This window comes from Sanguibacter hominis ATCC BAA-789, from assembly GCF_012396185.1.
Classification (GTDB): domain Bacteria; phylum Actinomycetota; class Actinomycetes; order Actinomycetales; family Cellulomonadaceae; genus Flavimobilis; species Flavimobilis hominis.
In genome coordinates this window covers 43258-66424 of record NZ_JAAXOW010000003.1, presented here as the reverse complement: position 1 = coordinate 66424, position 23167 = coordinate 43258, and the positions used below count along the sequence as shown (strand labels likewise).

Genomic DNA, 23167 nt, shown 5'->3' with positions numbered 1-23167 from the left:
GCGAGGGCGATACCCCCGAGCACGGCGACGATGCCGAGGCCCTGGACGATCGTCAACGACTCCCCGCCCGCCACCGTGCCGAGCAGCACCCCGGTGACCGGGTTGAGCAGGCCGATGACACCGACGGTCCCCGCCGGCAGGTGCGCGAGCCCGAGGTTCCACGCGACGTACGCGAGCCCTGTCGCGACGACGCTCATATAGGCGAACGCGACGACCTGTACGCCGTCGAGCCGGGGCGGCGCGCCTTCGACGAGCAGCGCGACAGGCAGGAGCAGCAGCGAGCTCGACGTGAGCTGCCACGAGGTGAGGGCGACGGGGTCGACGCCGGCCCGCCAGCGGCGGGCGAGCACGAAGCCGACCGACGACATGACGAGGCCCGCGGCCGACGCGGCGACGCCCCACGGCGCGGCCTCCCCCGCACCTCCCGCGAGGATGAGCACGGCACCTCCGATGCCGACTGCCGCGCCGAGCGCTGCGGCGAGCCCCGGACGTTCGCCGAGCAGGGCCCACCCGAGCGCCATCATCGCGACGGGCGAGAGGGCCATGATCATCGATGCGACGCCGGACGGCAGCTCTTGCGCAGCGACGTAGACGAGGACGAAGAACGGCCCTGTCGTCAGCACGCCGAGCACGGTTGCGCGCCACCACCAGGACCCGCGCGGCAGGCGTCGGCGCAGGGCGAGGAGCAGGAGGCCCCCGGGGAGCGCGCGCAGGATCGCTCCCCAGAGCGGTGCGCCGTCGGGCAGGACGGCGTGGGTGAGGTAGTACGTGCTCCCCCAGAGGACGGGGGCGATCGCCGTCACGGCGATCCATCGACGATTATCTTCCATGGAAGATAGTTTGCTTCCTCGGAAGGTACTCTGTCCACATGCCTGACCACGTCTCCCGGATCCAGGACGAGTGGCGCCGCGAGCGCCCCGACCTCGACCCCCGCCCCCAGGGAGTCTTCGGCCGCCTCCACCGCCTCGCGAACGCCCTCACCGAACAGCTCGAGGTCGTCTACCGTCGCCACGGCCTGACAGAAGGAGAGTTCGACGTCCTCGCGGCGCTCCGCCGCGCAGGCGCACCCTTCGAGCGCACCCCGGGCGAGCTGAGCAACCACACCATGGTCACGACAGGCGCGATGACCAAGCGGGTCGACCGGCTCGTCGCCGCCGGCCTCGTCACGCGCCGCCCCGCCGCCGACGACGGTCGAAGCCGCGTCGTCGCGCTCACCCCAGCAGGTCGCGCCCTCATCGACGACGCGTTCACCGAGCACCTCGCCAACGAGGCACGCCTGCTCGCAGCACTGCCGGAGCAGGACGCGGTCCAGCTCGAGCGCATCCTCACCACGTGGCTCGCCGCGCTCGACGAGTAGCTCGGGCGCGGGTCTCTCCAGGTGGATGTCGGCGCCCGCCGATCCGCGCACGTCGCAGGCCCGTGGAAAACTGACCCCATGACCTTCGACCCCGCTCTTGCCGCCGCCCTCGCCGAGGAGACCGTCCCTGCCGTCGCCCCCGACGCCGTCTGGATCGAACGGGTCGGCCCCCGCCAGTACGCTGGCTTCAACGGCCGCGGCGCCCGCGTCGCGATCGGCTCGACCGAGCACGACGGCCGCTTCACCCCGGGCGAGCTCCTCAAGCTCGCGCTCGTCGGCTGCACCGGACTGTCCTCCGACGTCGCGTTCGCCCGACGCCTCGGTCCGGACTACGCCGCGCGCATCGACGTGACGACCGTGAAGAACGTCGAGGAAGAGCGCTACACGGAGCTCGTCGAGAAGCTCGAGGTCGACCTCTCCGCCCTCGAGCCCGACGCACGCGACCGCCTGCTCGCCGTCGTCAGCCGCGCGATCGACGCGAGCTGCACGGTCGGCCGCACGATCAAGTCCGGCGCGACCGTCACCCTGAGCGTCATCGACGAGGCCACGGGCGAGACGGTCTCCCACTCCTCCGAGGACGGCATCTGACGATGGCAGCCGCCGCGCAGATCAGCGGGAAGAGCTCCGACCGCCGCAGCGCGTTCGAGGCCGCGCTCGACCACGCGGTGCGGATCCCCTCCCCCGTGATCCGTGCGCACGTCGACCGTGTCGCAGCCCGCAACCCCGAAGCGAGCCCCGAGCAGATCCTCGCGCTCCTCGAGAAGGAGTTCCTGCGCGTCGTCACCTCGACCGGAGCCGCGGTCGGAGCGGCAGCCGCGATCCCCGCGGTCGGGACCGCTACCGCGACCGCGCTCACGGTGAGCGACCTCGCGACGTTCTTCGCGGCATCGGCCGCGTACACCCTCGCCGTCGCGGACGTGCACGGCATCGCCGTCGACGACGTCGAGCGCCGCCGGGCGCTGGTCCTCGCCGCCATCCTCGGCGACGACGGCACCGCCGCTCTCGCGACCGCCGGCATCAGCCCGGTCGCGTGGGGACGCGTCCTTGCCGCAGCCGCGCCGTCCACCACGATCAAGCGCGTCAACAAGGTCCTCACGGGCAGGTTCCTCAAGCGGTACCTCGCCAAGCAGTCCGGCCTCGCGCTCGGGCGCCTCGTCCCGTTCGGCGTCGGAGCCGCAGTCGGCGCGATCGGCGGCCGGGCACTCGCACGCGGAGTCGTGCGGCAGGCTGCCGGAGCGTTCGGCCCGCCTCCCCCCCGCATCGGCGAGCCGGTACGCATCGTCGAGCAGGCCGACCCCGCGGCCGCACCCCTCCAGGTCGAAGGGGCGTGACCGTGCCGGCCCACTACCTCATGTGCCCGCCCACGTACTTCACCGTCTCCTACGAGATCAACCCGTGGATGGACTCCTCGGTCCCCGTCGACCAGGCCGCCGCCATGACCCAGTGGCAGCGGCTGCGCGACATCCACGTCGACCTCGGGCACACGGTCGAGCTCATCGACCCGCTCCCCGGGCTGCCGGACATGGTCTATGCCGCCAACGGCGCCACCGTCGTGGGAGGTGTCGCCTACGGCGCGAGGTTCTCGCACGCGGAGCGCGCCGCCGAGGGTCCGGCCTATCTCGCGCGGCTCGCAGAGCTCGGCTTCCGCCCGCACAAGGCTGTCGAGACGAACGAGGGGGAAGGCGACCTGCTGCTCGTGGGCGACCTCCTGCTCGCAGGCACCGGGCTGCGCACGTCGCGCGAGGCGCACGGCGAGGCGAGCGACGTCCTGGGCCGCGAGGTCGTCACCCTCGAGCTCGTCGACCCGCGCTTCTACCACCTCGACACCGCGCTGATGGTCCTCAAGGGCGGCGACGGCGGCGAGGCCGTCGACGTCGCTTACCTGCCGAGCGCCTTCAGCGGCCCTTCGCAGGAACGGCTGCGCAGCCTCTTCCCGGACGCCCTGCTCGCCACCGACGAGGACGCGGCCGTGCTCGGGCTCAACGCAGTGAGCGACGGCGAGCACGTCGTCATGGCGGCGCGCGCGAGGCGCCTCGCGGACGCGCTCCGGGAGCGCGGCTACACCCCGGTCCCCGTCGACCTTCCCGAGTTGCTGCTCGGCGGCGGCGGGGCCAAGTGCTGCACCCTCGTCCTGCGCGGCTGACGCAGCGCCGTCAGCCGGCCTGCTCGGCCTCGTCAGCCGAGGCGACCGCGTCGCTCGACTTCTTGGTCACGACCATGACCGGGCACTTTGCGTGGTGCAGGACGGCCTGCGACGTCGAACCGAGGAGCAGGCCCGCAAACCCGCCCCGGCCGCGCGACCCGACGACGACCAGGTCAGCAGCCGTGGAGAACTCGGTGAGCAGCTCGGCACCCGTGCCGTCGAGCACGATCCGCCGCACCTTCTGCCCCGGGAAGTCCGCGAGGACACGGTCCACGATGACGTTGAGACCCTCAGCGACGTCCGCGAGCACGGCCTCGTGGTCGACAGCAGCCGGGAGCCACGCGAGCAACCCGGCCCCGGCCCCGACGGGGACCCCGGCGACCGCCACCAGCTCGCAGTCCCAGACCTTCTGCTGCAGCAGCGCTGCCCGGAGCGCCCCCTCCGCCGTCGGCGACCCGTCCATGCCGACGACGATGCGACGGATCGGGAACAGCGGCCGCTGGTCGACCGGCTCGAGGCCGGCGTTCGACGCCACCGAGGAGATCGCGGTGCGCTCGCCGTCCTCACCGAGGTACGGGACGACGACCGTCGGGCAGTGGCTGTGCGCGGGGAGCGCCGACGACACGGTTCCCAGGAGCCGCCCGGCGAAACCGCCGTGCCCGCGCGTGCCCGCCACGACGAGGCGGTGCTCACGAGACATGTCCACGAGGACGCCCGCCGGGTCCCCGGTCGTGACCGATGCCCGCACCTCGATGCCGGCGGCCTCGGCACGGGCCTTCGCCTCCTCCAGGACGGCCTTGGCGCCGTCGAGGATCGCGGTGTCGTCGAGGGCCGCATAGCCGCCGTCGAGGCTCGCTGCCGTGAACGACGGCAGGGAGTAGGCGCAGACCACGTGCAGCGGCCAACCGAGCCGGAGCGCCTGGGCGGCAGCCCAGTCGAGCGCGTGCAGGCTCGGCGAGGACCCGTCCACCCCCACCAGGACCACGTCGCGGTGCGTCATCTGCGAGCTCCTCTCTGAGTTCCGCGGCAGACGCTCGTCGCGCCCTCCGTGCTTCGACTTTACCCTCTCAACACCCTGCCTATGCCCTGCTCGGTGCGGGTCTCACCCACGATCGCGGGAGCTCGCGTGCCTCGCGCCTCGCCGTCTCCTGAGCATGACGAAGGCCCGGACCGTCAGAGACGGTCCGGGCCTTGTCGAGGAGTCTGCTGTGCTCAGCCGAGACGGATGAACGTCGGGTTCGACTGCCAGATGTTCCGGAACTGGATCGACTTGCCGGGACGCGGGGCGTCGATCTGAGTGTTGCCACCGGCGTAGATCGCCACGTGGCCCGGGGTCCAGATGAGGTCGCCGGGCTTGGCCTGGCTGCGCGGGATCACGGTGCCCATCCCGCGCTGGGCGCCCGAGCTGCGCGGGAGGTCGATGCCGAGCTGGGCGTACACATAGCTCGTGAAGCCGGAGCAGTCGAAGCCGTTCGGCGTCGTACCGCCGTAGACGTACGGGACGCCCACGTAGCGGGAGGCGATCTCGATGACCGCGGAGCCGGACGCGGCGGCGGGAGGCGCCGTCTTCTCGGCGGACTTCGGAGCGCTCTGCGTCTCGTCGGCGGCGGGCGTGCGGGTCTGGCTGCGGGACGCGCTCTCGTTCGCACGAGGGGTCTCAGACACGATCTGGCGGGCCTCGGGGGCCGGCTTGACCTTGACGGGCTTGACCGTCCCAGCCGAGACAGACCAGGACGCGTCAGAGACCGTGACCGCAGGGGCGGCCTGGAGCTGGGCGCGAGCCTGAGAGGTGAGTGCGGAGACGTCTGCCGTGCCGATCGACACGTTCGTGTCGGTGGCCGCGCTGGCAGAGGTGCCCAGCATCGAGACGAGGAGTCCGGAGGTCGCGGCGACAGCGACGGTGCGCTTCCCCGCGGTGCTGAGGTTGTCCCCTGCCGCGTCGACGATGACCTGGCTGATGGGACGACGGGCCGCGCGGTGCTTGGCGCGAGTCGTGCTGAGCGTCACGTAGTTGAGCCTCTCCATGAACGCCTACGAAGTTAGCTGTCGGGTTCGGGCTAGAGAGCTGCCCGGCCGACCGGCGAACCGGCCGACTTCACCCCAAGTCTCCGGCGAACCGGAGCCGTTGGTGGTTCCCCCGCCTCTGCCAGCGGTCTGTGGTGCGACACCTGCAGTGGCAGAGCTCGGCGTTCTGCAGGTGCGCCTCCTCCGGGGTTCCGGATGAGGCCAGATCGAAGGTACCCCATGAGATGCGCGAATGTCACGCTCCGGTCACGACAACTTCTCGTGGGGTTCGACGGGGCTCAGGAGCCCACGAAGATGTGCCTCGACACCTCGGCCGGGAGCTCGAGAACCGTGTCCTTGCCTTCCGCCGTCACCGCGACGTCCCGACCGGTCGCGGTCAGCACGACGGTGCCACCAGGCACGACACCGGCGGACGCGAGCCGCGCGAGAAGCACGACATCGGTCTGCAGCGGCTCACCCAGCCGCGCCACCTGCGCCGTGCGGCTCTCGCCGTCGGCCAAGAGGCCGCTGACGACCGAGAGGGACACCACTCCCTCGAGGAACCCTTGCTCGGGACGTTCGTCCCCGAGCTCGCCGAGTCCCGGGATCGGGTTGCCGTACGGAGAGTGCGTAGGACGGTCCAGCAGATCGAGGAGCCGCTTCTCGACGCGGTCGCTCATGACGTGCTCCCAGCGGCACGCCTCGTCGTGGACGTACTCCCACTCGAGACCGATGACATCGGTCAGGAGACGCTCCGCCAGGCGGTGCTTGCGCATGACCCGCATCGCCTTCGCGTGACCGTCTGGCGTCAGCTCGAGATGGCGGTCCCCCGACACGACCACGAGGCCGTCACGCTCCATGCGGGCCACCGTCTGGGAGACCGTCGGCCCCGAGTGCCCCAGCCTCTCGGCGATGCGGGCACGGAGCGGGACGATGCCCTCCTCGGCCAGCTCGTAGATCGTCCGGAGATACATCTCGGTGGTGTCGATGAGGTCGCTCACGCTACCCAGCCTCCTGTTGTCGGTGTCCTGGGACAGTTTAGGCGAACACGGTGTCAGCACGGGCGGCGCCGCTATCCTCTGAGAGTGCCCGAGACGATCCAGATCCCCACCGACCTCCTCCCCGCTGACGGCCGCTTCGGCTCAGGCCCCTCGAAGGTCCGCGACGCTCAGGTCGCAGCGCTCGCCGCGGCCGGCCGCTCCCTCCTCGGCACCTCCCACCGTCAGGCACCCGTGCGCGACGTCGTGCGCCGCGTCCGCACCGGGCTCGCCGACCTCTTCGACCTCCCCGACGGGTACGAGATCGCGCTCGGCAACGGTGGCGCGACAGCGTTCTGGGACGTCGCGACGTTCTCCCTCGTCGAGGACCGCGCCTCGCACGCCGCGTTCGGCGAGTTCTCCGCCAAGTTCGCCAAGACCACGTCGGCAGCCCCGTTCCTCGCCGACTCGCTCGTCCGGACAGCCGAGCCCGGCACCGTCGTCCTGCCCGAGCTCCGCGACGACGTCGACCTGTACGCCTGGCCGCACAACGAGACGTCGACAGGGGCGATGGCGCCCGTCGTGCGCCCCGCAGGCTCCGAAGGATCGCTCGTCGCGATCGACGCGACGTCGGGGGCCGGTGGCCTCGCCGTCGACGTGTCGCAGACCGACGTCTACTACTTCGCACCGCAGAAGGTCTTCGCCTCCGACGGCGGGCTGTGGCTCGCGGTCCTTTCCCCCGACGCCGTCGCGCGCGCCGAGCGCCTCGCCAGCGAGCGATGGATCCCGGAGATCCTGTCGCTCAAGATCGCGGTCGACAACTCGCGCCTCGACCAGACCCTCAACACCCCCGCCGTCGCGACCCTCGTCATGCTCGCCGAGCAGGTCGAGTGGCTGAACAGCCAGGGCGGTCTCGCCTGGTCGGCCGAGCGGTGCGCACGGTCCGCCGCGACTCTCTACGACTGGGCAGACGCCCGCGGCTGGGCGACGCCGTTCGTCACCGACCCGGCCGCCCGCTCGAACGTCGTCGCGACGATCGACCTCGACGACACGATCGACGCGACCGCCGTCGTCGCGGCGCTGCGCGACAACGGCGTCGTCGACGTCTTCCCCTACCGCAAGCTCGGACGCAACCAGCTGCGCGTCGGCGTGTTCCCCGCCGTCGATCCCGACGACGTCTCACGGCTCACGCAGGCCGTGGACTACGTCGTCGAACGGCTCGGCTGAGCCAGCCGCTCCCCGGGGGAAGCCTGCGGCGCAGGTCCTCTCAGGTCAGCCGAGCGCGGGCAGGAAGAGTCCGGACCACTGTTCCCTGGCGTTGCGCAGGAAGTGCCCCGCGTCAGCCCTCCACGTGTGCCCACGGCCGTGCCGCACGTAGACGAAACCGATGCCTCGGTCGACATATGTCACCCCGCCGGCCTTGACGAACCGCTGCATCAGAGCACGGTCGACCGCGCGCGGCACACCTCGCCATCCTCCGACCTGCGCGATGTCCGCGACCGACATGAGCATCGTGCCGCCCGCCACCTGCTCAGAGTATGTCTCCACCCCGAAGCCGCGCCTGACCGTCACGTCGAACGGCTCGAGGTACGTGAACTCCGCCTGCTTGCCGACGACCTGGGCTCCCGAGAAGAGCCTCGCGAGGACGAGGTCCCACACGAACTCCGGCCCGTAGTGGTCGTCGTCGTCGATCTTCAGCACGAGCGGCCCCGCCGCCCTCTCGGTCGCCAGCGCGAGCGCATCGCCGAACGGCACCGAAGCCGGGAGCTCGATGCACCCCGAGAGCTTCGCTCGCGCCTCGTCAGACCATGCGTTCGTGTCCGGCGCACTTCTCCCGTGCGTGACGACCAGGACGTCGAGGTACGGGTAGGTCTGCGCGACCATCAACCCGACAGCGTGTTCGACCAGCTCGGGCCTGTTCGTCACGAGCAGCGCGGTGACGTGCGGGAGCATGCGCGCCGCTCCGAGCCCTTCCGCCGCACGCCCCAGCGCGAGAACGCCCGCGTGCTCGCGCATCGACGCGCGACGCTGCTCGACCGAGAGCGCAAGGTTGGCGAAACCAGACACGGGCGCTGCTGCGCGTCCCATGATGTCGCGGACCGTCGACGCGAGCGTCGGGACGTGCTGGACGAGGTGTGCTCCGCTGTGCAGGACGACCCCGGTAGCGGCGAGTTCGGCGAGCCTCGTGGCGAGGGCGCCCGCCGTCGCGGGGTCGATGGGTTCGTCGATGCCGCTGAGGTCGAGCGTCGAGCACGGCCTGAGCAGCTCGACGACCGACGACGGAATCTCAGCCCGGCTGTCAAGAACCACGACCGGCTCGCCCTCGACAGACAGGCCCCACCGGTCGACGCCCGTGGTGGAGATCTGCGCCCTGCGAGCCGGCCACTCGCCGCCAACCTTGCCGAGCCGCCCGATCGGATTGTGCTTCCTGAGGTCGATGAGCGGACCGGCCGTCCCGCCGAGCGCGGGCCCTGGCGCGACGTCGACACGGCTCCGATGCTGGATGCCGGAGGCGTCAAAGCCTGGCGGAGCCAGGAGGATGTCGGTGGCGAGAAGCACGTCAGGCTCGGGTTCGACCTGCGGTCGCAGCGCCCATGGCTGCGGCAGCAGCGCGAGGACGTCAGCGCCGGTCCCCGGGGCGACGGCGAGCTGGGGCGAGCCCCAGAAGGCCGCGACGTTGGTAGGGACAAGCATGTCGCAGACCGCCGCCGCAACGGTGGAGAGGTCGAGCGGCTCGCGGAGCACGACCTCCACCTCGACCGGGCCGGTCCGAGCCGCCGGCCAGGAGACTCGAGACGACGCCAGGCCCGGGAGGTAGCCCAGCGACCCGCGCCAGCGTGCGAGCGGGGGACGGTAGCGCTTGACGGTGATCCGCACCGTGGTGGCCGGCAACCGGTCGATAGCGAGGACGGTCAGGGCGCGCAGGTCGTCGAGGTCGGCGAGCGTCAGTTCCACCGGCTCACCAGAGGGAAGCCGCTCGAGCACGTCGAGCAGGTCGCCGAGAGAGACGCTGCTGTCGGCGACCATCGGCTCAGAACCTGCCACGCCCCACCCCTCCTCGGTCGCCGATAATCGGCTGTTACTCTACAGCGGTGTCACAAGGGGAACAGACTGGGGTCCGCACGTCAGGAGTTCCGGGCGTCGCTCGCCGGAACAGGTGGCGTGACGCGATGATCGACCTGCCGCACGACTGGCGCCCGCACCGCACGGTGGCCGTGATCGTCCCCGCATTCGGCTCAGCCGACACGCTCGACCTCACGATGGCCTCGCTGGCCCGTCAGGACTACCCAGAGGACCTCGTCGAGGTAGTCGTGGTGGACGACGGCTCTCCCGAGCCTTACGTGCTTCCCGAGGTCCACCACAAGAACACGCGCATCGTCCGCCCCGAGAAGGGCTGGGGCCGGGCAAATGCGTGCCACGAGGGCGTGCTCGCGACGACAGGCGAGATCCTCGTCTGGCTCGACTCGGACATCGTCGTCCCGGCGGACCACCTCACTGCCCACCTGCGATGGCACGATCGGCTGAAGGACGTCGCGACGAAGGGCGACATCCGCTTTGTCGACTCGTGGGACGTCGCGCCGTCGGACATCGCCGGGGCGCAGAGCGACGAGGACCTGGCCCGGCAGCTCGAGGTGGACGGCACGAGGAGCCAGTGGGTCGAGGACGTCTACGCCCGCACCGACGACCTGAACACCGACAGCCCGTATGTCTTCTCCACCTTCACCGGCGCGGCCGGCTCGGTCTCACGCGACCTCTACATGGCGTCGGGCGGTATGGACACGTCGCTGGCTCTCGGCGAGGACTCCGACCTCGCCTACCGGCTCGCAGCACGCGGCGCGGTGTTCGTGCCAGCCCGTGACGCTGTCGCCTGGCACCTGGGGCCGACGAACGCTCAGCGTCGACTCGACGACGTCCTGCACCACGACAAGCCCTACCTGGCACAGCGTGCACCACTCATCCGTCGTCGACGCACGACGGGTGGGCGCGTCTGGCGCGTCCCGATGGTTCACGCCGTCGTCGTCGCGCAGGAGGTGGACGCGGCGCGCGCTCGCGTGTGCGTCGACCATCTCCTGGCGTCGAGCTTCACGGACCTGCACGTCTCGCTCGTCGCCCCGTGGTCTCGCCTGCACGACGGCCGACGCCCGCCTCTCGACGATCCGGACCTCGAGCTCCGGCTGCTGCGCGAGTGGCTCGAGGGCGAGCCGCGCGTCTCGCTCGTCGAGCAGGCTCCCCAGGACGTGTTTCCCGCGGCGTTCCGACTGGACGTCCCCGTGAGCGCAGCGCTCGGCCCTGGCGTCCTGGGCGAGCTGGTCAAGCTCGCCGGCGAGCACGATGCGGGCCTCGTGCGGATGCCGGGCCCGGACGCGCCGGTGAGCCTGTTGCGCACGGCCGCGCTCGAGCGCGCCAGCAGGAACCTCCCGGCAGGCGACCTGCAGACGCAGATCGACGCCGTCTGGGGAATCTGGTGGACTCCTGCCCTCGAGGGCGCCCTCACCGCTCTCGACGTGTCCTCGCCGACGGACGAACCTGTACCTGGCCCCGCCGAGCGTGAGCGGCAGCTGACGAAGAAGATCGCCAGGCTCGAGAAGGAGTCCCGCCGCACCGCTCCGCGACCTGCCCCACAGGGCGCCGCACCGAGGGGATTCCGCGCCAGTGCCGCCATGATCCGCGCGGGGGTTCGTGGGATGCTTGCCGAGCTCAGTCGCCGACTCCGGCGCAGTTGACGCCGCGTCACGTCCCGAAGGGAACTGTCATGCACTTCGCGCGGAGGCTCGGCTACGCCACGACAATCCTGGTGGCGTCAGGAGCCGCACTTGCCGGCGGGCTCGGCAAGCTCGAGACCGCGGTGACGCTCGTCGCGCTCGCGCTGGTGAACCTGTGCGTCGCTCTCTTCCTCAGCGCGCGCGCTCTCGCCCAGCTGGTGCGCTCGACATCGCGTGAGACGAATCGGCACCTCCGCGCTCTCCAGCACGACCTGGATCGCTGGGCAGGTGCGTCGGAGAAGCTCGCACGCAAGGACTCCCAGCGCCTCGCTGTCCAGGACCTCACCCTGGCCCGGCTGGAGACGCGCGTCGAGGCCTCTGCCGAATTCCTCGAGCACTCTCTCGGCTCGGTGGGTCAGGCCCCGAGCCGCGGGGTCCCGGTCAGCAGAGCGGTCGAGCGGCACTCCGAGCTGCTCGATCGGATCGACCGTACCCTCGCCATGACGTACCGGAGGACGGTCAACCTCACGACAGCGGTCGAGCAGGTGCCGTCCGCGGTCCTCGACCTGTCCCAGATGGCCGACCGTGTCGCTGGCCCGGGCCCCGTCCGGTGGCCCACGCTGGGCGGGTGGGCTGCGACAGCGACGACGCTCCACGTCCTGGTCGCCGCGATCCTCGAGGCTGACGCCCACCCCACCGTCCTCGAGTGCGGGTCAGGCGCTTCTTCGGTCTGGATCGCTTCCGCCCTGCGCGCCCGCGGAGGCGGGCACCTGATCTCGCTCGAGCACGACCCGCGTTTCGGGAACCAGACGAGGCAGGAGCTGCGGCGGCTCGGTCTCGACGACCTCGTCGACCTTCGGATCGCCCCGCTCGCCCCATTCTCTGACGGTGAGGACATGTGGTACTCGACACAGACCCTGACCGACATTCCAGAGCTTGACATCGTCCTGGTGGACGGCCCTCCCGGAGATGCACAGCCGATGAGCCGTCAGCCCGCATTCCCACTGTTGGCGCGACACCTGCGCGATGGCTCGCTCATCGTGCTCGATGACACCGACCGCCCCGACGAGCAGGCCGTCGTCAAGAGCTGGACCACCGGGTCGGTCGACGGGCGCTCCCTCGAGGTCATCTCCCGCCAGCCACGATCTACCACGATGCAGGTGCATCTGCCGTAGGGTCGCTCTGGACCGATGCCCGAAGTGCCGCAGGACGACGTTCGCAGGCGCAGCCTGCCGAACCTGAGAGGACCACCCGCACGATGCCAGTCAGGCACACGCCCATGCCATTGTTGAGGAGGCTCCTCCGGGGCTCGCGCCGACTGGTGGCAGGGCCCTCGAAGACCGATGCCGCGACGAAGCCACCAGCATGGCGGCTCCTCGTAGAGTCCGGCCTCTTCGACGCGGAGTTCTATGCTGCCCAGACGGGGCGGCAGTTCAAGAGCCCCGAGGCTGCTGCTCGACACCTCGTCAAGGTCGGCCACAGGCGGGGGTACTCGCCGCATCCGCTGATCAGCATGGGGACGCTACCCGGCCACGTCACGACCGCGTGGCGCAGCGGATCGTTGTCCGCCGTGCTCGACTACCTGCGCAAGGACGGGCTCGACAAGCCCTGGTCCCCCTTGTTCGACCCGTCGACTCTCCTGGGCCCCTTGGACGGTCAGGCTCTGGAGCCCGGCGAACGATGGGGCATCGTCGAGGCCTTCGTCGCGCTCCTGACCCCCGAGACACGCCTCCCCCTCGCCTATGCGCCGGAGCACCGCCAGGTCACCTGGGGCGAGGCCCGGTCGACCATGGTCGCCAGCGCCTCGCGTGTCGCGACCCAAGCAGGTCTCACCCGCTCGCGCACGACCGCGGAGTGGGACGCGGACGCCGAGGCAGCGTGGCTCGCCGACGTGAGCGCGTCGCCGCTGCCACCGGTCGGTGCGCCCACAGTCTCTGTGATCATGCCGGTGTGGAACCGAGGCGCACGCGTCACCGACGCCGTGCGCTCGATCCAGGCCCAGACGTTCCAGGACTGGGAGCTCGTCGTGGTCGACGACGGGTCGACCGACGACACGCTCGCCGTCCTCAGACAGCTCGCGAGCTCGGACCCGAGGATCCGCGTCGTCGCGAACGAGCACAGCGGCGTCTGCGCGAGCCGGAACAGTGCCCTCGAGATCGCGCGGGGCGACTACGTCGCCTTCCTCGACTCCGACAACCAGTGGCGCCCGCACTTCCTCGACTCCATGCTGCGCGCGATGCACCGGGACGGAATCCGCGCGGGATACTCCGGGACACGCCTGCTCCGTGGCGACGACACCGTCACCTATCGCGCCTACCGCGGCGACATAGACCACCTGCTCGTCCTCAACCACATCGACCTCAACGTCCTCGTGGTCGAGCGAGAGATCGCGCGCGAGGTGGGCCCTTTCGACACGGCGCTGCGCCGATGGGTCGACCACGACTACGCGATCCGGGTCGCACGACTCACGACACCCCAGTGCTTGCCCTTCATCGGCTGTGACTACGACGACGACGACGCCTCCTCCGACGACGTCCGGATCACGACTTCGGAGTCCGACCACTGGCAGTTCGCCGTGCTCGGCAAGGCTCTCGTGAACTGGGACGAGCTGCGTGAGACGGCGGACCAGCGCACCTCCGGGCGCGTATCGGTCGTCATCCCGACCTACCAGGACTCACGCATGACCGGCCACGCCGTCGATGCAGTTCTGTCGACATGCGCAGGGGCCGACGTCGAGGTCATCGTCGTGGACAACGGTTCCTCGGCCCAGGTGTCGCTCGCGCTCAGCGCCATGTTCGCAGGCATCGACCGCGTCCGTCTCGTCCGCACCCCCCGAAACCTCAACTTCGCCATCGGGTCGAACATCGGGGTCCGGGAGTCGACCGGCGAGCTGATCCTGTTCCTGAACAACGACACCGTCACCCGCGACGGCTGGCTCGCTCCCCTCGTCGAACGTCTCAGGCAGGGTGACGTCGTCGGCGTGCAGCCGCTCCTCCTCTACCCTGACGACACGATCCAGGCGGCGGGCACGGTGTTCCCCGCCGACGACGCCCTTCCGGTCCACCTCCTGGCCCACAGCCCGCGCGAAGATGCGGCCAAGGTCGCGCCGCTCGAGTTCTCCGCGGTCACGGCAGCGGCGACCCTCTACGACGCCAGAACCGTCATTGCCCTCAAGGGCTTCGACCCGATCTACGTCAACGGGATGGAGGACGTCGACCTCTGCCTCCGCGCCACGGAGCTCACCGGCCGACGCTTCGCCGTCGCGACGACCTCCGTGATCGAGCACCACGAGAGCAAGACGCCCGGACGAGGCGCGAACATCCGCGAGAACCGGCGGATCTTCATGGCCCGGTGGCGCGGCCGTCTCCCGAAGGCCGAGGGGCATCTCTACCATGCGGTGGGGCTCCAGATCGTGGCGATGGGCCTCGACGCGCCGCCGTACGCGGCGCCACGGCCCGTCGTCATCCGCACGCCGTTCCGTGACTCGGTGGACCTGGGCGGCGGCAACCTCGTTCCTCGCCTGCGCTGGAGCATCAAGAACTCGGCGAACGCCGGCCCTCGCGGCGATGCCTGGGGGGACACGCACTTCTGCGAGGCCTTGGCAGCCGGGCTGCGGAAGGCGGGTCAAGAAGCCGTCGTCATGCGTCACGGGGCGCATCACGGTCCCGCGAGCGCCTTCGACGACGTCGCCCTCGTCGTGCGAGGCCTTGACGTGGCGAGCCCTCAGCCCGGCCGCCTCAACATCCTGTGGGTGATCAGCCACCCCGACGAGGTCTCCGCCGAGGAGATCGCCGGCTTCGACCTCGTGTTCGCCGCCTCGCACACGTGGGCCGCGCGGATGACTGCAGCAACGGGCACGCAGGTGCGGGTCCTGCATCAGGCGACCGATCCACGCGTCTTCCACCCCGAGGGTGGTGCCGGGCGCACGGACGACGTCGTCTTCGTCGGACAGGCACGCCACGACCACCCGCGTGCGATCGTCATGGACGCCATCCGCGCAGGACTCGAGCCGAAGGTCTGGGGAACGCGGTGGGAGCCCTACATCCCCGCGCCGCTCCACCAGGGCACGTACTTCCCGAACGAGCAGCTGGGCGACCTGTACCGCGGGGCCGGGGTCGTCCTCAACGACCACTGGACCGACATGGCACGTGACGGGTTCATCGCCAACCGCATCTTCGACGCTGTGGCCAGCGGCGCACGGGTCGTCAGCGACCCCGTCACCGGGATCAGCGAGCTGTTCGACGGCGCTGTCCTCGAGTACTCGAGCCCCGAAGACCTGGTCGCCCTCGCCTCACCGACAGGCCTCGCAGCTGCGTTCCCTGACGACTCGACCAGGATCGCTCTCGCCCACCGGGTGGGAGCTGAGCACAGCTTCGAGGCTCGTGCGCTCACGCTGGTCGAGGCAGTGCACGCCCTGCGCCGTGACCGGGCTTCGGAGCCGACGACGTGACCGTGCCGATCACCACGGGACGACGGGACGCCACGGACGCTCCCGCGAGTGCCCGTATCCGCTCCCGGCTGCCTCGGTTCACGCTCAACCCTTGGTTCTGGTTCGTGATCGTCCTCGCTGGCGGATCCGTCCTGCGGCTCGTCGGCCTCGGCTGGGGCCTGCCCCTGCAGCTCCACCCGGACGAGTGGGTCGTCGTCCGCGGCGCGATCGACATGGCTGAACGCAACTCCTTCGAGCCTGCGGCGTTCTCGCGCCCCGACCACCTCGAGATCCAGCTGACGTACTTCGCATACATGTTGTACGGGTATCTCGTCCACGGAGCCCCGCCCGAGCTGGTCTACGCGGACGATCAGGCGCCCTTCTACCTGATCGCCCGAGCGGTCATCGCGGTGCTGGGCATCCTGTGCATCCCGCTCGGGATGATGATCGGTCGGCGTCTGTCGCCGCGCATCGGCGTCCTGACAGCCGCCACGATCGCGTTCTTCCCCCCGTTGATCAGCAACAGCCACTACGCCACCCCAGACGTCCCGCTCGTGCTAGCAGGGCTCATCGTGGTGTACGCGTGCATGCGATACATGGAGAGCCCGCGCTGGGTGTGGCTTCTCTCAGCGTGCGCGGCAGTGGCGGTCGGGTTCATCGCGAAGTACCCGGGCGCGCTCGCGGGCGTCATCGTCGCGGCGTGCGTCATCGTCGCCGGCCTGCGCGACCACGCAGGACGCCGCACCGTCGCTCATCTGCTCGTGGCACCGGTGGCGTTCCTCGTCTGCGTCTTCGTGCTGTCGCCCGTCCTGTTCACGAACTTCACCGCCGTTCGCGAACAGCTCGTGGGCCAGAACTCCACGGGACACCTCGGTGCGGACGGACTCGGGTTCTTCGGCAACCTCGGCTTCTACGCCGACGACGGCTTCCAGTACTTCGGAGTGCTCATGACCCTGCTCGCGCTGCTCGGCGCATGGTGCTTGGTCACGCAACGTGTGCTGATCGCGCTCCCCTACCTCATTGGTGTCGTCATGTGGCTCGGGATCAGCGTGCTGACGCTGCACTGGAACCGCTGGGGACTCCCGATGTACACGACGGTGCTCCTGCTCGCCCCGGTCGGCATGGCCCACCTCGCCGATGCGCTCCGCGCAGCGAGGCTCCGGCGCGTCGCGGCTCCGGTTGCCGCGACGGTGGTCGGCATCGTGCTCGCGAACCAGATCGCGACGTCGGCCGCTGCCCTCGTGGGATTCACAGCGCCCGACAACCGTGCCGAGGCTCTCAAGTACTTCGAGGCGAACGGGATCACCCAGGACAACACGGTCTACGAGGGCTACACGCCCTTGCTCCCGGGAGCACCGTGGCCGATCTTCGACAGCTTCGAGACGGTCGATGGGAGGTTGCGGGTCAGCGCCGACGACGAGCGCGCGCCACGGGCACGGTACGTCGTGACGAGCAGCGGGATGTACGGGCGCTATCTGCGGGAGGCGCGCTACGCGCGCGAGCAGGAGTTCTACGAGCAGCTTGACGAGCAGTTCGTCGAGGTCCGCCGCTGGAGCTCCTCGAACATCGACGCCGCCGTCACCCCTCTCGAGCCGTTGAACGTGGTGCGGCAGCTCCGGCATGTCGCTCGCGGCGTGGCCGGCGACGTGACGGCAGGCCCGACGATCGTGCTGTACGAGATACCGGATCCTGCGCGACGCTGACCGCTCGGTCAGCGTGCGCTCGACCGCAGTCCCGCCCGTGCACTCAGGAAGCCGTAGGCGGCGCGGCGCTGGAGAGCGAGGATCTTCGCGCGCCAGTCACCCATCCGCACGTCTGTGTCGGTGATGACGTCTGGCGCGAGCCCTTGGGCGATGCGGTGGAACCGGGCAGCGTCGGCTGCCTGCTGTCCGGCGAGCCTGACGGACCACTGTCCACCGCCCACGCGGAACGCGGCGAGGGGACGCCGGAGCGCGATCATGTCGCCAGCCGCCAGCACTCCCGCGTATCCCCCGAGATCGAGGTAGTAGCGGAGGTCGTGCCAGCCTCCGGCAGCGACGAGGGTCTCGCGGCGCAGAAGCACGCAGGCGGGCTCCCCGAAGAGATTCCCACCCGCGCGCACCGTGGCCCTCAGCGCGACCTTGCCGTCGGTGCGGCCGTCGAGGGCACCCAGGCCGCGCGCACGGACGAAGGTGCTGCCTGTCGTGTCGATCAGGTCCCGCTGCGAGGCGACGAGAACTACCGGGCGCCCCTCGGCGGACGCCTTGTCGAACTCGGCGACCTGCTCCTCCACGATGGTGGGATACAGCACGTCGTCGCCGCAGACGAGCTTGATCAGCTCGCCCTGCGCAAGCTCTGTCACGCGGTTCCAGTTCCGCAGGGCACCGCCCCCCGCTGGGGTGGAGAACACCCGGATGCGCTCGTCCGTGGCTGCGAACCGCTGGATGACGCTGAGGGTGTCGTCCGTGGAGGCATGGTCGGCGACGACGATGTCGAGGTCCTGCCAGGTCTGCGCGAGGATCGATGACAAGGTCTCGGCGATCACGGCCCCGTTGTTGTATGCCGGTACCACGATCGAGACGCGCGGGTTCATGAGAGTGCCTCCGTGTCGGTGCGCCCCGTATCGGTGCGGACGTCATCGCCCGGGCTCGGGGCCGTGCCAGGCCGCCGGAACGAGAAGTCCCGGTGGGCGATGTACGTCGCGACGGCGATGATCGCCGTGACCGCGAGCTGCGCGGGGATCTTCGGCCACCCGAGGAGCTCCACGCAGATCGGTAGCAGGGCGAGGTTCACCCCGAAGGCAGTCATGCTGACGGTGGCGAAGCGCGCGAGGTCTGCCCAGAAGTGCCCGCGGACCTTGAAGACGAAGTACCGCTGCGCCAGGAACGACGTCATGATGGAAGCCGCCTGGGCGCAGACCAGGGCGGCCATGTAGTCGAAGCGACCGACGTCCAGCGCCTGGAACAGCAGCTGGAACGCGACGAACCAGGCCGTGCCGAGCAGGGTGTTGAGCCCTCCGACGATCACGTAGGCGACGCGCCGGTCGGCGAGGATCGCACGGACCGCCCGGGTGCGGCCTGTGCCGCGGACTGGTCGGATCACGTTCACGCCTCACGTTCTTGACCGGTCGGTGACCGTCGACAGACGCCGGGGCAGGCATCACCCAGGGCCGCCCTGAGCAGATCAACTGTAGCCGCGACGAGGTCGCCGCTGACGCCTCTCGTCCATCGACGCTGCCCCGGCACGGCTAGCATGGGACCGTCGCTCGGGCGCACCGGTGCTGTCGCGTGACTTCGCGACGGTCCAAGAGCTGGGTCCGGAGGTCGACGTCAGCCGATCGATCGCCCAGGGGCGACCAACCAGTGGAGGGTGCCTTGGCCAGCACGCAGCGTCCCGCTCCGTCGCCCGTGTCTGTCAGCGTCGTGATCCCCGTCTACCGGGGGGCGGCCACGCTCCCACCCCTGATCGCCGAGCTCGAGGGCCTGCGCAGCGCGCAGGTGACGCCCGCCGGGCGCGAGTTCGTCATCCACGAGGTGCTGCTGGTGTGGGACCACGGGCCCGACGACTCCGACCGGGTGATCCGCGCGCTCGCCGCCGAGAAGCCGTGGGTCCGGCCGGTATGGCTCTCCCGGAACTTCGGTCAGCACGCCGCGACCATCGCGGGGATGGGCGCCTCGGGCGGCGACTGGATCGTCACGATGGACGAGGACGGCCAGCACGACCCCGCCGCGATCGCCCTCCTGATCGACGCCGCGTACGCCGAGCGCGCCAACCTCGTCTATGCGGCACCCGGCAACTCGCCGCCGCACGGCGCGCTGCGCAACGCCGCGTCCTGGATCGCCAAGCGCCTCGTCCTGCCGCTCCTGACCTCCCGAGACACGCCTGCCTTCCACTCGTACCGACTGATCGCCGGGGATGTCGGGCGGGCCGTCTCGGCGTACGCGGGTCCGAACGTCTACCTCGACATCGCGCTCGGCTGGGTGACGACCGACGTCGCCACGATCAGCGTGAACATGCGGTCCGAGGGCCGGGAAGCGGCCAACTACCGGCTCCGTTCCCTGGTCTCCCACTTCTGGCGGCTCGTCCTGTCCTCCGGCAACCGCCCCCTGCGGCTGGTGTCGGCCTTCGGGAGCCTGTGCGCGGTCGGGGGCCTGCTGTTCGCGGCCTGGTTGGTGGTAGCCCGCATCACGGGTGCACCTGACGTCGCCGGCTGGACGTCCGTGATCGTGTGCGTCCTCGTCATCGGTGGCGTGACGCTCGGCTCTCTGGGCATCATCGCCGAGTACCTCGGTCTCGCTGCGAGCATGTCGATGGGGCGTCCGAACTACGTCACCCTCGAGGATCCCGCCAAGCGGTTCGGCCAGCGGGCGGCTGCGGAGGACTGAATGGACACCCACCTCGTCTGGGTGGTCGGGCGATCAGGGCTCCTCGGGCGCGCGCTCGATCGTCACCTCGCCGGGAGCGCCGGCACGTGCCTCTTCGCTGGCGCCCGCGTGCCTTGGGACGACGCGCCTGCTGCCGTCCAGACGCTGTGCGAGGACCTGGACCGCTTCCTCGCGGCCGCCGACGGAGGACGGTGGTCGATCTTCTGGGCGGCGGGAGCTGGCGTCATCGGATCCGACCCCAGCCTGTTCGAGCGCGAGACGGCCGTCCTCGACGGACTCGTCCGTGCGCTCGCGGCGCGGGCTTGCTCCGGCCGCGGCGCGTTCTTCCTCGCGTCGTCGGCCTCGGTATACGCCGGCCACAGGCTCGGGCCTTACGACGAGTCGACTGTGCCTGCACCCACGAGTGCGTACGCGCGGGCCAAGCTGGCCAACGAGCAGGTCACGTCCGCGGCGCTCTCCGGTCGCCTTCCCCACGTCCTCGGCAGGATCAGCACGTTGTTCGGCCCTGGCCAGGACCTGACGAAGAACCAGGGACTCGTCTCGAAGCTCTGCCTGCAGGCTGTCCGACGCCAGACGGTGCAGGTGTTCGCTCCCCTCGACACGCTCCGCGACTATCTCTACGTCGACGACGCCGCCAAGCTGGCAGCCGCATTCCTCGCACGCGCGGAAGATGACGGGGACCTCTCGTCGCGGGTGCGGCACCTCTCCCACGGGTCGGCGCTGTCGATCGGCGCACTGACGGCGCTCGTCCGGCAGATCAGCCACCGCCGGGCAGGCGAGCTCCATGTCCCTCCGGTCGACACCGCCGCGCACGTCCGGGACCTCCGCGTGGTCTCGCGCTACGCCCACGAGGTCGTGGGGGCCCGACGGACCACGCACGAGGCTGGCATCCGTGCCACGTACGCCGACGTGCTCGCGTGCTATCTCCGTGGCGACCTGGCCGAGGTGCCCTGACCCGCAGGCTCGGGCAGATCCGACCACGGGCAACCTCGATGCGGCATCATGGTCACCATGCGTGGAATCATCCTGGCCGGCGGCTCCGGCACTCGACTGCACCCCATCACTCTTGGCGTCAGCAAGCAGCTCGTGCCGGTGTACGACAAGCCGATGATCTACTACCCCCTGTCGACGCTGCTGCTCGCGGGCATCCGTGACGTTCTCGTGATCACCACGCCGCACGACGCAGAGCAGTTCGAGCGGCTTCTGGGTGACGGCTCACAGTTCGGGATCTCCATCGAGTACACCGTCCAGGCGGAGCCCAACGGGCTCGCACAGGCATTCGTCCTGGGCGAGCAGTTCATCGGCTCAGAGAAGGCCGCGCTCGTGCTCGGCGACAACATCTTCTACGGCCCGGGTCTCGGGTCGCAGCTCCAGCGCTTCGCCGACGTCGACGGCGGCGCTGTCTTCGCCTACCGCGTCGCGGACGCCTCGTCCTACGGCGTCGTCGAGTTCGACGATGCAGGGCACGCGCTCTCCCTCGAAGAGAAGCCCACGCACCCGAGAAGCTCGTATGCGGTGCCCGGCCTCTACTTCTACGACAACGACGTCGTGGAGATCGCCAAGGCGCTCGCACCCTCACCGCGAGGCGAGTACGAGATCACGGACGTCAACAAGGAGTATCTCCGCCAGGGCCGTCTCCAGGTCGGCGTGCTGCCCCGCGGCACCGCGTGGCTCGACACCGGCACATTCGACTCCCTCCTTGAGGCAGGCGACTTCGTGCGAACCATCGAGAACCGCCAAGGGCTCAAGATCGGCGCCCCTGAGGAGATCGCGTGGCGCCGTGGGTTCCTCTCCGACGAAGAGCTTGCTGAGCGGGGTACCGCCCTCGCCAAGTCCGGTTACGGCAGCTACCTCTTGGGACTGCTGGACCAGGAGCGCCACTGATAGGTCGGGCCACACCGCACCACTCCCTGGGTTCCGGGGCGTGGCCCGGTTGTCGCGGCGTGATCCTCTAGGCTGGAACTCATGAAGATCGCAGTTGCTGGCACAGGCTACGTCGGACTCTCGCTCGCGGTGTTGCTGGGACGCCACCACGAGGTCACTGCGGTCGACATCGACGGCGAGAGGGTCGCGGCCATCAACGAGGGGCGCTCGCCTCTCGAGGATCGCGACATCGAGCATCACCTCGCCAACGTCCCGCTCAACATCACGGCGACCACGGAGGCAGACGCTGCCTACGCGGCGGCGGAGATCGTCATCGTCGCGACACCTACCGACTACGACGTGGAGACGAACTACTTCGACACATCATCGGTCGAGAGTGTCGTCAGCCAGGTCCTCAGCGTGAACCCGGGCGCGTACGTGGTGATCAAGTCCACTGTGCCGGTCGGCTTCACGGCAGGCCTGCGGGCTCGGTACCCGGATGCCGGGATCGCGTTCTCCCCGGAGTTCCTGCGTGAGGGACAGGCCCTTCACGACAACCTGCACCCGTCGCGGATCGTCGTCGGCGACAGCTCCCCGCGCGGACAGGTCTTCGCCGAGGTCCTGCGCGCTGGGGCGCTCGAGCCCCACGTCCCCGTGCTCATCACGGACTCGACGGAGGCAGAAGCGATCAAGCTGTTCGCCAACACGTACCTCGCGCTGCGCGTCGCCTACTTCAACGAGCTGGACACGTACGCCGCGACGCACGGACTCGACACGGCACAGATCATCGAGGGCGTCGGTCTCGACCCCCGCATCGGCACTCACTACAACAACCCGTCGTTCGGATACGGCGGCTACTGCCTCCCGAAGGATGCCAAGCAGCTGCTCGCGAACTACCGCGACGTCCCCCAGAACCTGATCTCAGCGATCGTCGAGTCGAACACGACCCGCAAGAACTTCGTCGCCGACGACATCCTGCGTCGGAAGCCGAAGGTCGTCGGGATGTACCGCCTGGTGATGAAGGCCGGCTCGGACAACTTCCGGGCTTCGTCGATCCAGGGTGTCATGAAGCGCATCAAGGCCAAGGGCATCCAGGTGGTCGTCTACGAGCCGAGCCTTGCGGACACCGAGTTCTTCGGCTCTCCCGTGATCCGAGACCTGGAAGAGTTCAAGGCGTGCGCCGACGTCGTCGTCGCGAACCGACAGGCCGAGGAGCTCGCGGACATCGCGAGCAAGGTGTACACCCGGGACATCTACGGGCGGGACTAGCGTCGGGCCTCTGAGGTCCACGCGGGTGATCCGGGTGAGGGCATGGGCGGCGAACAAC

The 23167-nt window shown here is 70.0% G+C and carries 19 protein-coding genes, 1 pseudogene and 1 riboswitch; of the genes and pseudogenes, 13 read left to right on the top strand and 7 right to left on the bottom strand.

All coding sequences use genetic code 11. From position 1 onward, the window contains the following. Nucleotides 1-14: 14 nt before the first annotated feature. Nucleotides 15-830: pseudogene (locus tag HF995_RS10045) on the bottom strand (EamA family transporter); the annotation flags it as partial. Between the two features lie 38 nt (nt 831-868). Between HF995_RS10045 and HF995_RS10040 the strand changes: the two are divergent. The 4 genes from HF995_RS10040 (at nt 869) to ddaH (ending at nt 3500) form a co-directional block, all read left to right on the top strand. Then, nucleotides 869-1357, top strand: a complete 489-nt coding sequence (locus HF995_RS10040) for a MarR family winged helix-turn-helix transcriptional regulator (RefSeq protein ID WP_168447681.1) — start codon at nt 869-871, stop codon at nt 1355-1357. Between the two features lie 78 nt (nt 1358-1435). Continuing rightward, nucleotides 1436-1945 carry an OsmC family protein gene (locus HF995_RS10035; RefSeq protein ID WP_168447680.1) on the top strand — a complete coding sequence of 170 codons (510 nt, stop codon included), beginning with the start codon at nt 1436-1438 and terminating at the stop codon, nt 1943-1945. Nucleotides 1946-1947: 2 nt separating this feature from the next. Beyond that, nucleotides 1948-2688 carry a hypothetical protein gene (locus HF995_RS10030; protein WP_168447679.1) on the top strand — a complete coding sequence of 247 codons (741 nt, stop codon included), beginning with the start codon at nt 1948-1950 and terminating at the stop codon, nt 2686-2688. 2 nt (nt 2689-2690) lie between these two features. Next, nucleotides 2691-3500 (top strand): dimethylargininase, encoded by an 810-nt coding sequence (gene ddaH / locus HF995_RS10025; RefSeq protein WP_434060859.1) that lies wholly within the window; start codon nt 2691-2693, stop codon nt 3498-3500. Nucleotides 3501-3510: 10 nt separating this feature from the next. Here ddaH and HF995_RS10020 read toward each other — a convergent pair whose 3' ends face one another. The 3 genes from HF995_RS10020 to HF995_RS10010 all read right to left on the bottom strand — a co-directional run bounded on the left by HF995_RS10020 (nt 3511) and on the right by HF995_RS10010 (nt 6505). Next, entirely contained in the window at nt 3511-4500 is a 990-nt protein-coding gene (locus HF995_RS10020) for a universal stress protein (protein ID WP_168447678.1), read from the bottom strand. Between the two features lie 212 nt (nt 4501-4712). After that, nucleotides 4713-5525, bottom strand: a complete 813-nt coding sequence (locus tag HF995_RS10015) for a C40 family peptidase (protein ID WP_168447677.1) — start codon at nt 5523-5525, stop codon at nt 4713-4715. After that, a riboswitch (cyclic di-AMP (ydaO/yuaA leader) is annotated at nt 5513-5699 on the bottom strand. Its footprint overlaps the gene before it by 13 nt. A 104-nt stretch (nt 5700-5803) precedes the next feature. After that, the gene (locus HF995_RS10010; RefSeq protein ID WP_168447676.1) at nt 5804-6505 is read right to left on the bottom strand and encodes an iron-dependent transcriptional repressor DtxR; all 702 of its coding nucleotides are present in this window, start codon (nt 6503-6505) and stop codon (nt 5804-5806) included. Nucleotides 6506-6589: 84 nt separating this feature from the next. On the opposite strand from HF995_RS10010, the gene serC reads away from it, so the two are divergent. Next, entirely contained in the window at nt 6590-7708 is a 1119-nt protein-coding gene (gene serC, locus HF995_RS10005) for a phosphoserine transaminase (RefSeq protein ID WP_350308835.1), read from the top strand. Nucleotides 7709-7753: 45 nt separating this feature from the next. On the opposite strand, the gene HF995_RS10000 is transcribed toward serC, so the two are convergent. Beyond that, entirely contained in the window at nt 7754-9526 is a 1773-nt protein-coding gene (locus tag HF995_RS10000; protein ID WP_168447675.1) for a glycosyltransferase family 2 protein, read from the bottom strand. Nucleotides 9527-9651: 125 nt separating this feature from the next. Between HF995_RS10000 and HF995_RS09995 the strand changes: the two genes are divergently transcribed. From HF995_RS09995 to HF995_RS09980, 4 genes are all read left to right on the top strand, one after another. After that, nucleotides 9652-11205 carry a glycosyltransferase family 2 protein gene (locus tag HF995_RS09995; protein ID WP_168447674.1) on the top strand — a complete coding sequence of 518 codons (1554 nt, stop codon included), beginning with the start codon at nt 9652-9654 and terminating at the stop codon, nt 11203-11205. 29 nt (nt 11206-11234) lie between these two features. Beyond that, a complete protein-coding gene (locus HF995_RS09990) occupies nt 11235-12359 on the top strand; it encodes an O-methyltransferase (protein WP_168447673.1) in 1125 nt (374 codons plus the stop codon). Nucleotides 12360-12697: 338 nt separating this feature from the next. Further along, the gene (locus HF995_RS09985; RefSeq protein ID WP_168447672.1) at nt 12698-15634 is read left to right on the top strand and encodes a glycosyltransferase; all 2937 of its coding nucleotides are present in this window, start codon (nt 12698-12700) and stop codon (nt 15632-15634) included. A gap of 2 nt (nt 15635-15636) precedes the next feature. Continuing rightward, complete coding sequence (locus HF995_RS09980; RefSeq protein ID WP_168447671.1) at nt 15637-17316, top strand: ArnT family glycosyltransferase; 1680 nt, start codon at nt 15637-15639, stop codon at nt 17314-17316. Nucleotides 17317-17324: 8 nt separating this feature from the next. Here HF995_RS09980 and HF995_RS09975 read toward each other — a convergent pair whose 3' ends face one another. After that, complete coding sequence (locus HF995_RS09975) at nt 17325-18185, bottom strand: glycosyltransferase family 2 protein (RefSeq protein ID WP_168447670.1); 861 nt, start codon at nt 18183-18185, stop codon at nt 17325-17327. Further along, complete coding sequence (locus tag HF995_RS09970; RefSeq protein ID WP_168447669.1) at nt 18182-18694, bottom strand: GtrA family protein; 513 nt, start codon at nt 18692-18694, stop codon at nt 18182-18184. Before HF995_RS09970 ends, HF995_RS09975 begins: the two co-directional genes overlap by 4 nt. A 272-nt stretch (nt 18695-18966) precedes the next feature. Here HF995_RS09970 and HF995_RS09965 point away from each other — a divergent pair, with 272 nt between their 5' ends. From HF995_RS09965 to HF995_RS09950, 4 genes are all read left to right on the top strand, one after another. Further along, entirely contained in the window at nt 18967-19977 is a 1011-nt protein-coding gene (locus tag HF995_RS09965) for a glycosyltransferase (RefSeq protein ID WP_168447668.1), read from the top strand. After that, a complete protein-coding gene (locus HF995_RS09960) occupies nt 19978-20931 on the top strand; it encodes an NAD-dependent epimerase/dehydratase family protein (protein ID WP_168447667.1) in 954 nt (317 codons plus the stop codon). 57 nt (nt 20932-20988) lie between these two features. Further along, entirely contained in the window at nt 20989-21861 is an 873-nt protein-coding gene (gene rfbA, locus HF995_RS09955; protein WP_168447666.1) for a glucose-1-phosphate thymidylyltransferase RfbA, read from the top strand. An 81-nt stretch (nt 21862-21942) separates the two neighbouring features. Further along, a complete protein-coding gene (locus HF995_RS09950) occupies nt 21943-23109 on the top strand; it encodes a nucleotide sugar dehydrogenase (protein ID WP_168447665.1) in 1167 nt (388 codons plus the stop codon). Nucleotides 23110-23167 lie beyond the last annotated feature (58 nt).

Excerpts from the sequence above, each read along its gene's own strand:
- HF995_RS10040 (WP_168447681.1), top strand. The coding sequence starts at position 869 with ATGCCTGACCACGTCTCCCGGATCCAGGACGAGTGGCGCCGCGAGCGC.
- HF995_RS10035 (WP_168447680.1), top strand. The coding sequence starts at position 1,436 with ATGACCTTCGACCCCGCTCTTGCCGCCGCCCTCGCCGAGGAGACCGTC.
- HF995_RS10030 (WP_168447679.1), top strand. The coding sequence starts at position 1,948 with ATGGCAGCCGCCGCGCAGATCAGCGGGAAGAGCTCCGACCGCCGCAGC.
- HF995_RS10020 (WP_168447678.1), bottom strand. The coding sequence starts at position 4,500 with ATGACGCACCGCGACGTGGTCCTGGTGGGGGTGGACGGGTCCTCGCCG.
- HF995_RS10015 (WP_168447677.1), bottom strand. The coding sequence starts at position 5,525 with ATGGAGAGGCTCAACTACGTGACGCTCAGCACGACTCGCGCCAAGCAC.
- HF995_RS09995 (WP_168447674.1), top strand. The coding sequence starts at position 9,652 with ATGATCGACCTGCCGCACGACTGGCGCCCGCACCGCACGGTGGCCGTG.
- HF995_RS09990 (WP_168447673.1), top strand. The coding sequence starts at position 11,235 with ATGCACTTCGCGCGGAGGCTCGGCTACGCCACGACAATCCTGGTGGCG.
- HF995_RS09985 (WP_168447672.1), top strand. The coding sequence starts at position 12,698 with ATGGGGACGCTACCCGGCCACGTCACGACCGCGTGGCGCAGCGGATCG.
- HF995_RS09975 (WP_168447670.1), bottom strand. The coding sequence starts at position 18,185 with ATGAACCCGCGCGTCTCGATCGTGGTACCGGCATACAACAACGGGGCC.
- HF995_RS09960 (WP_168447667.1), top strand. The coding sequence starts at position 19,978 with ATGGACACCCACCTCGTCTGGGTGGTCGGGCGATCAGGGCTCCTCGGG.
- rfbA (WP_168447666.1), top strand. The coding sequence starts at position 20,989 with ATGCGTGGAATCATCCTGGCCGGCGGCTCCGGCACTCGACTGCACCCC.
- HF995_RS09950 (WP_168447665.1), top strand. The coding sequence starts at position 21,943 with ATGAAGATCGCAGTTGCTGGCACAGGCTACGTCGGACTCTCGCTCGCG.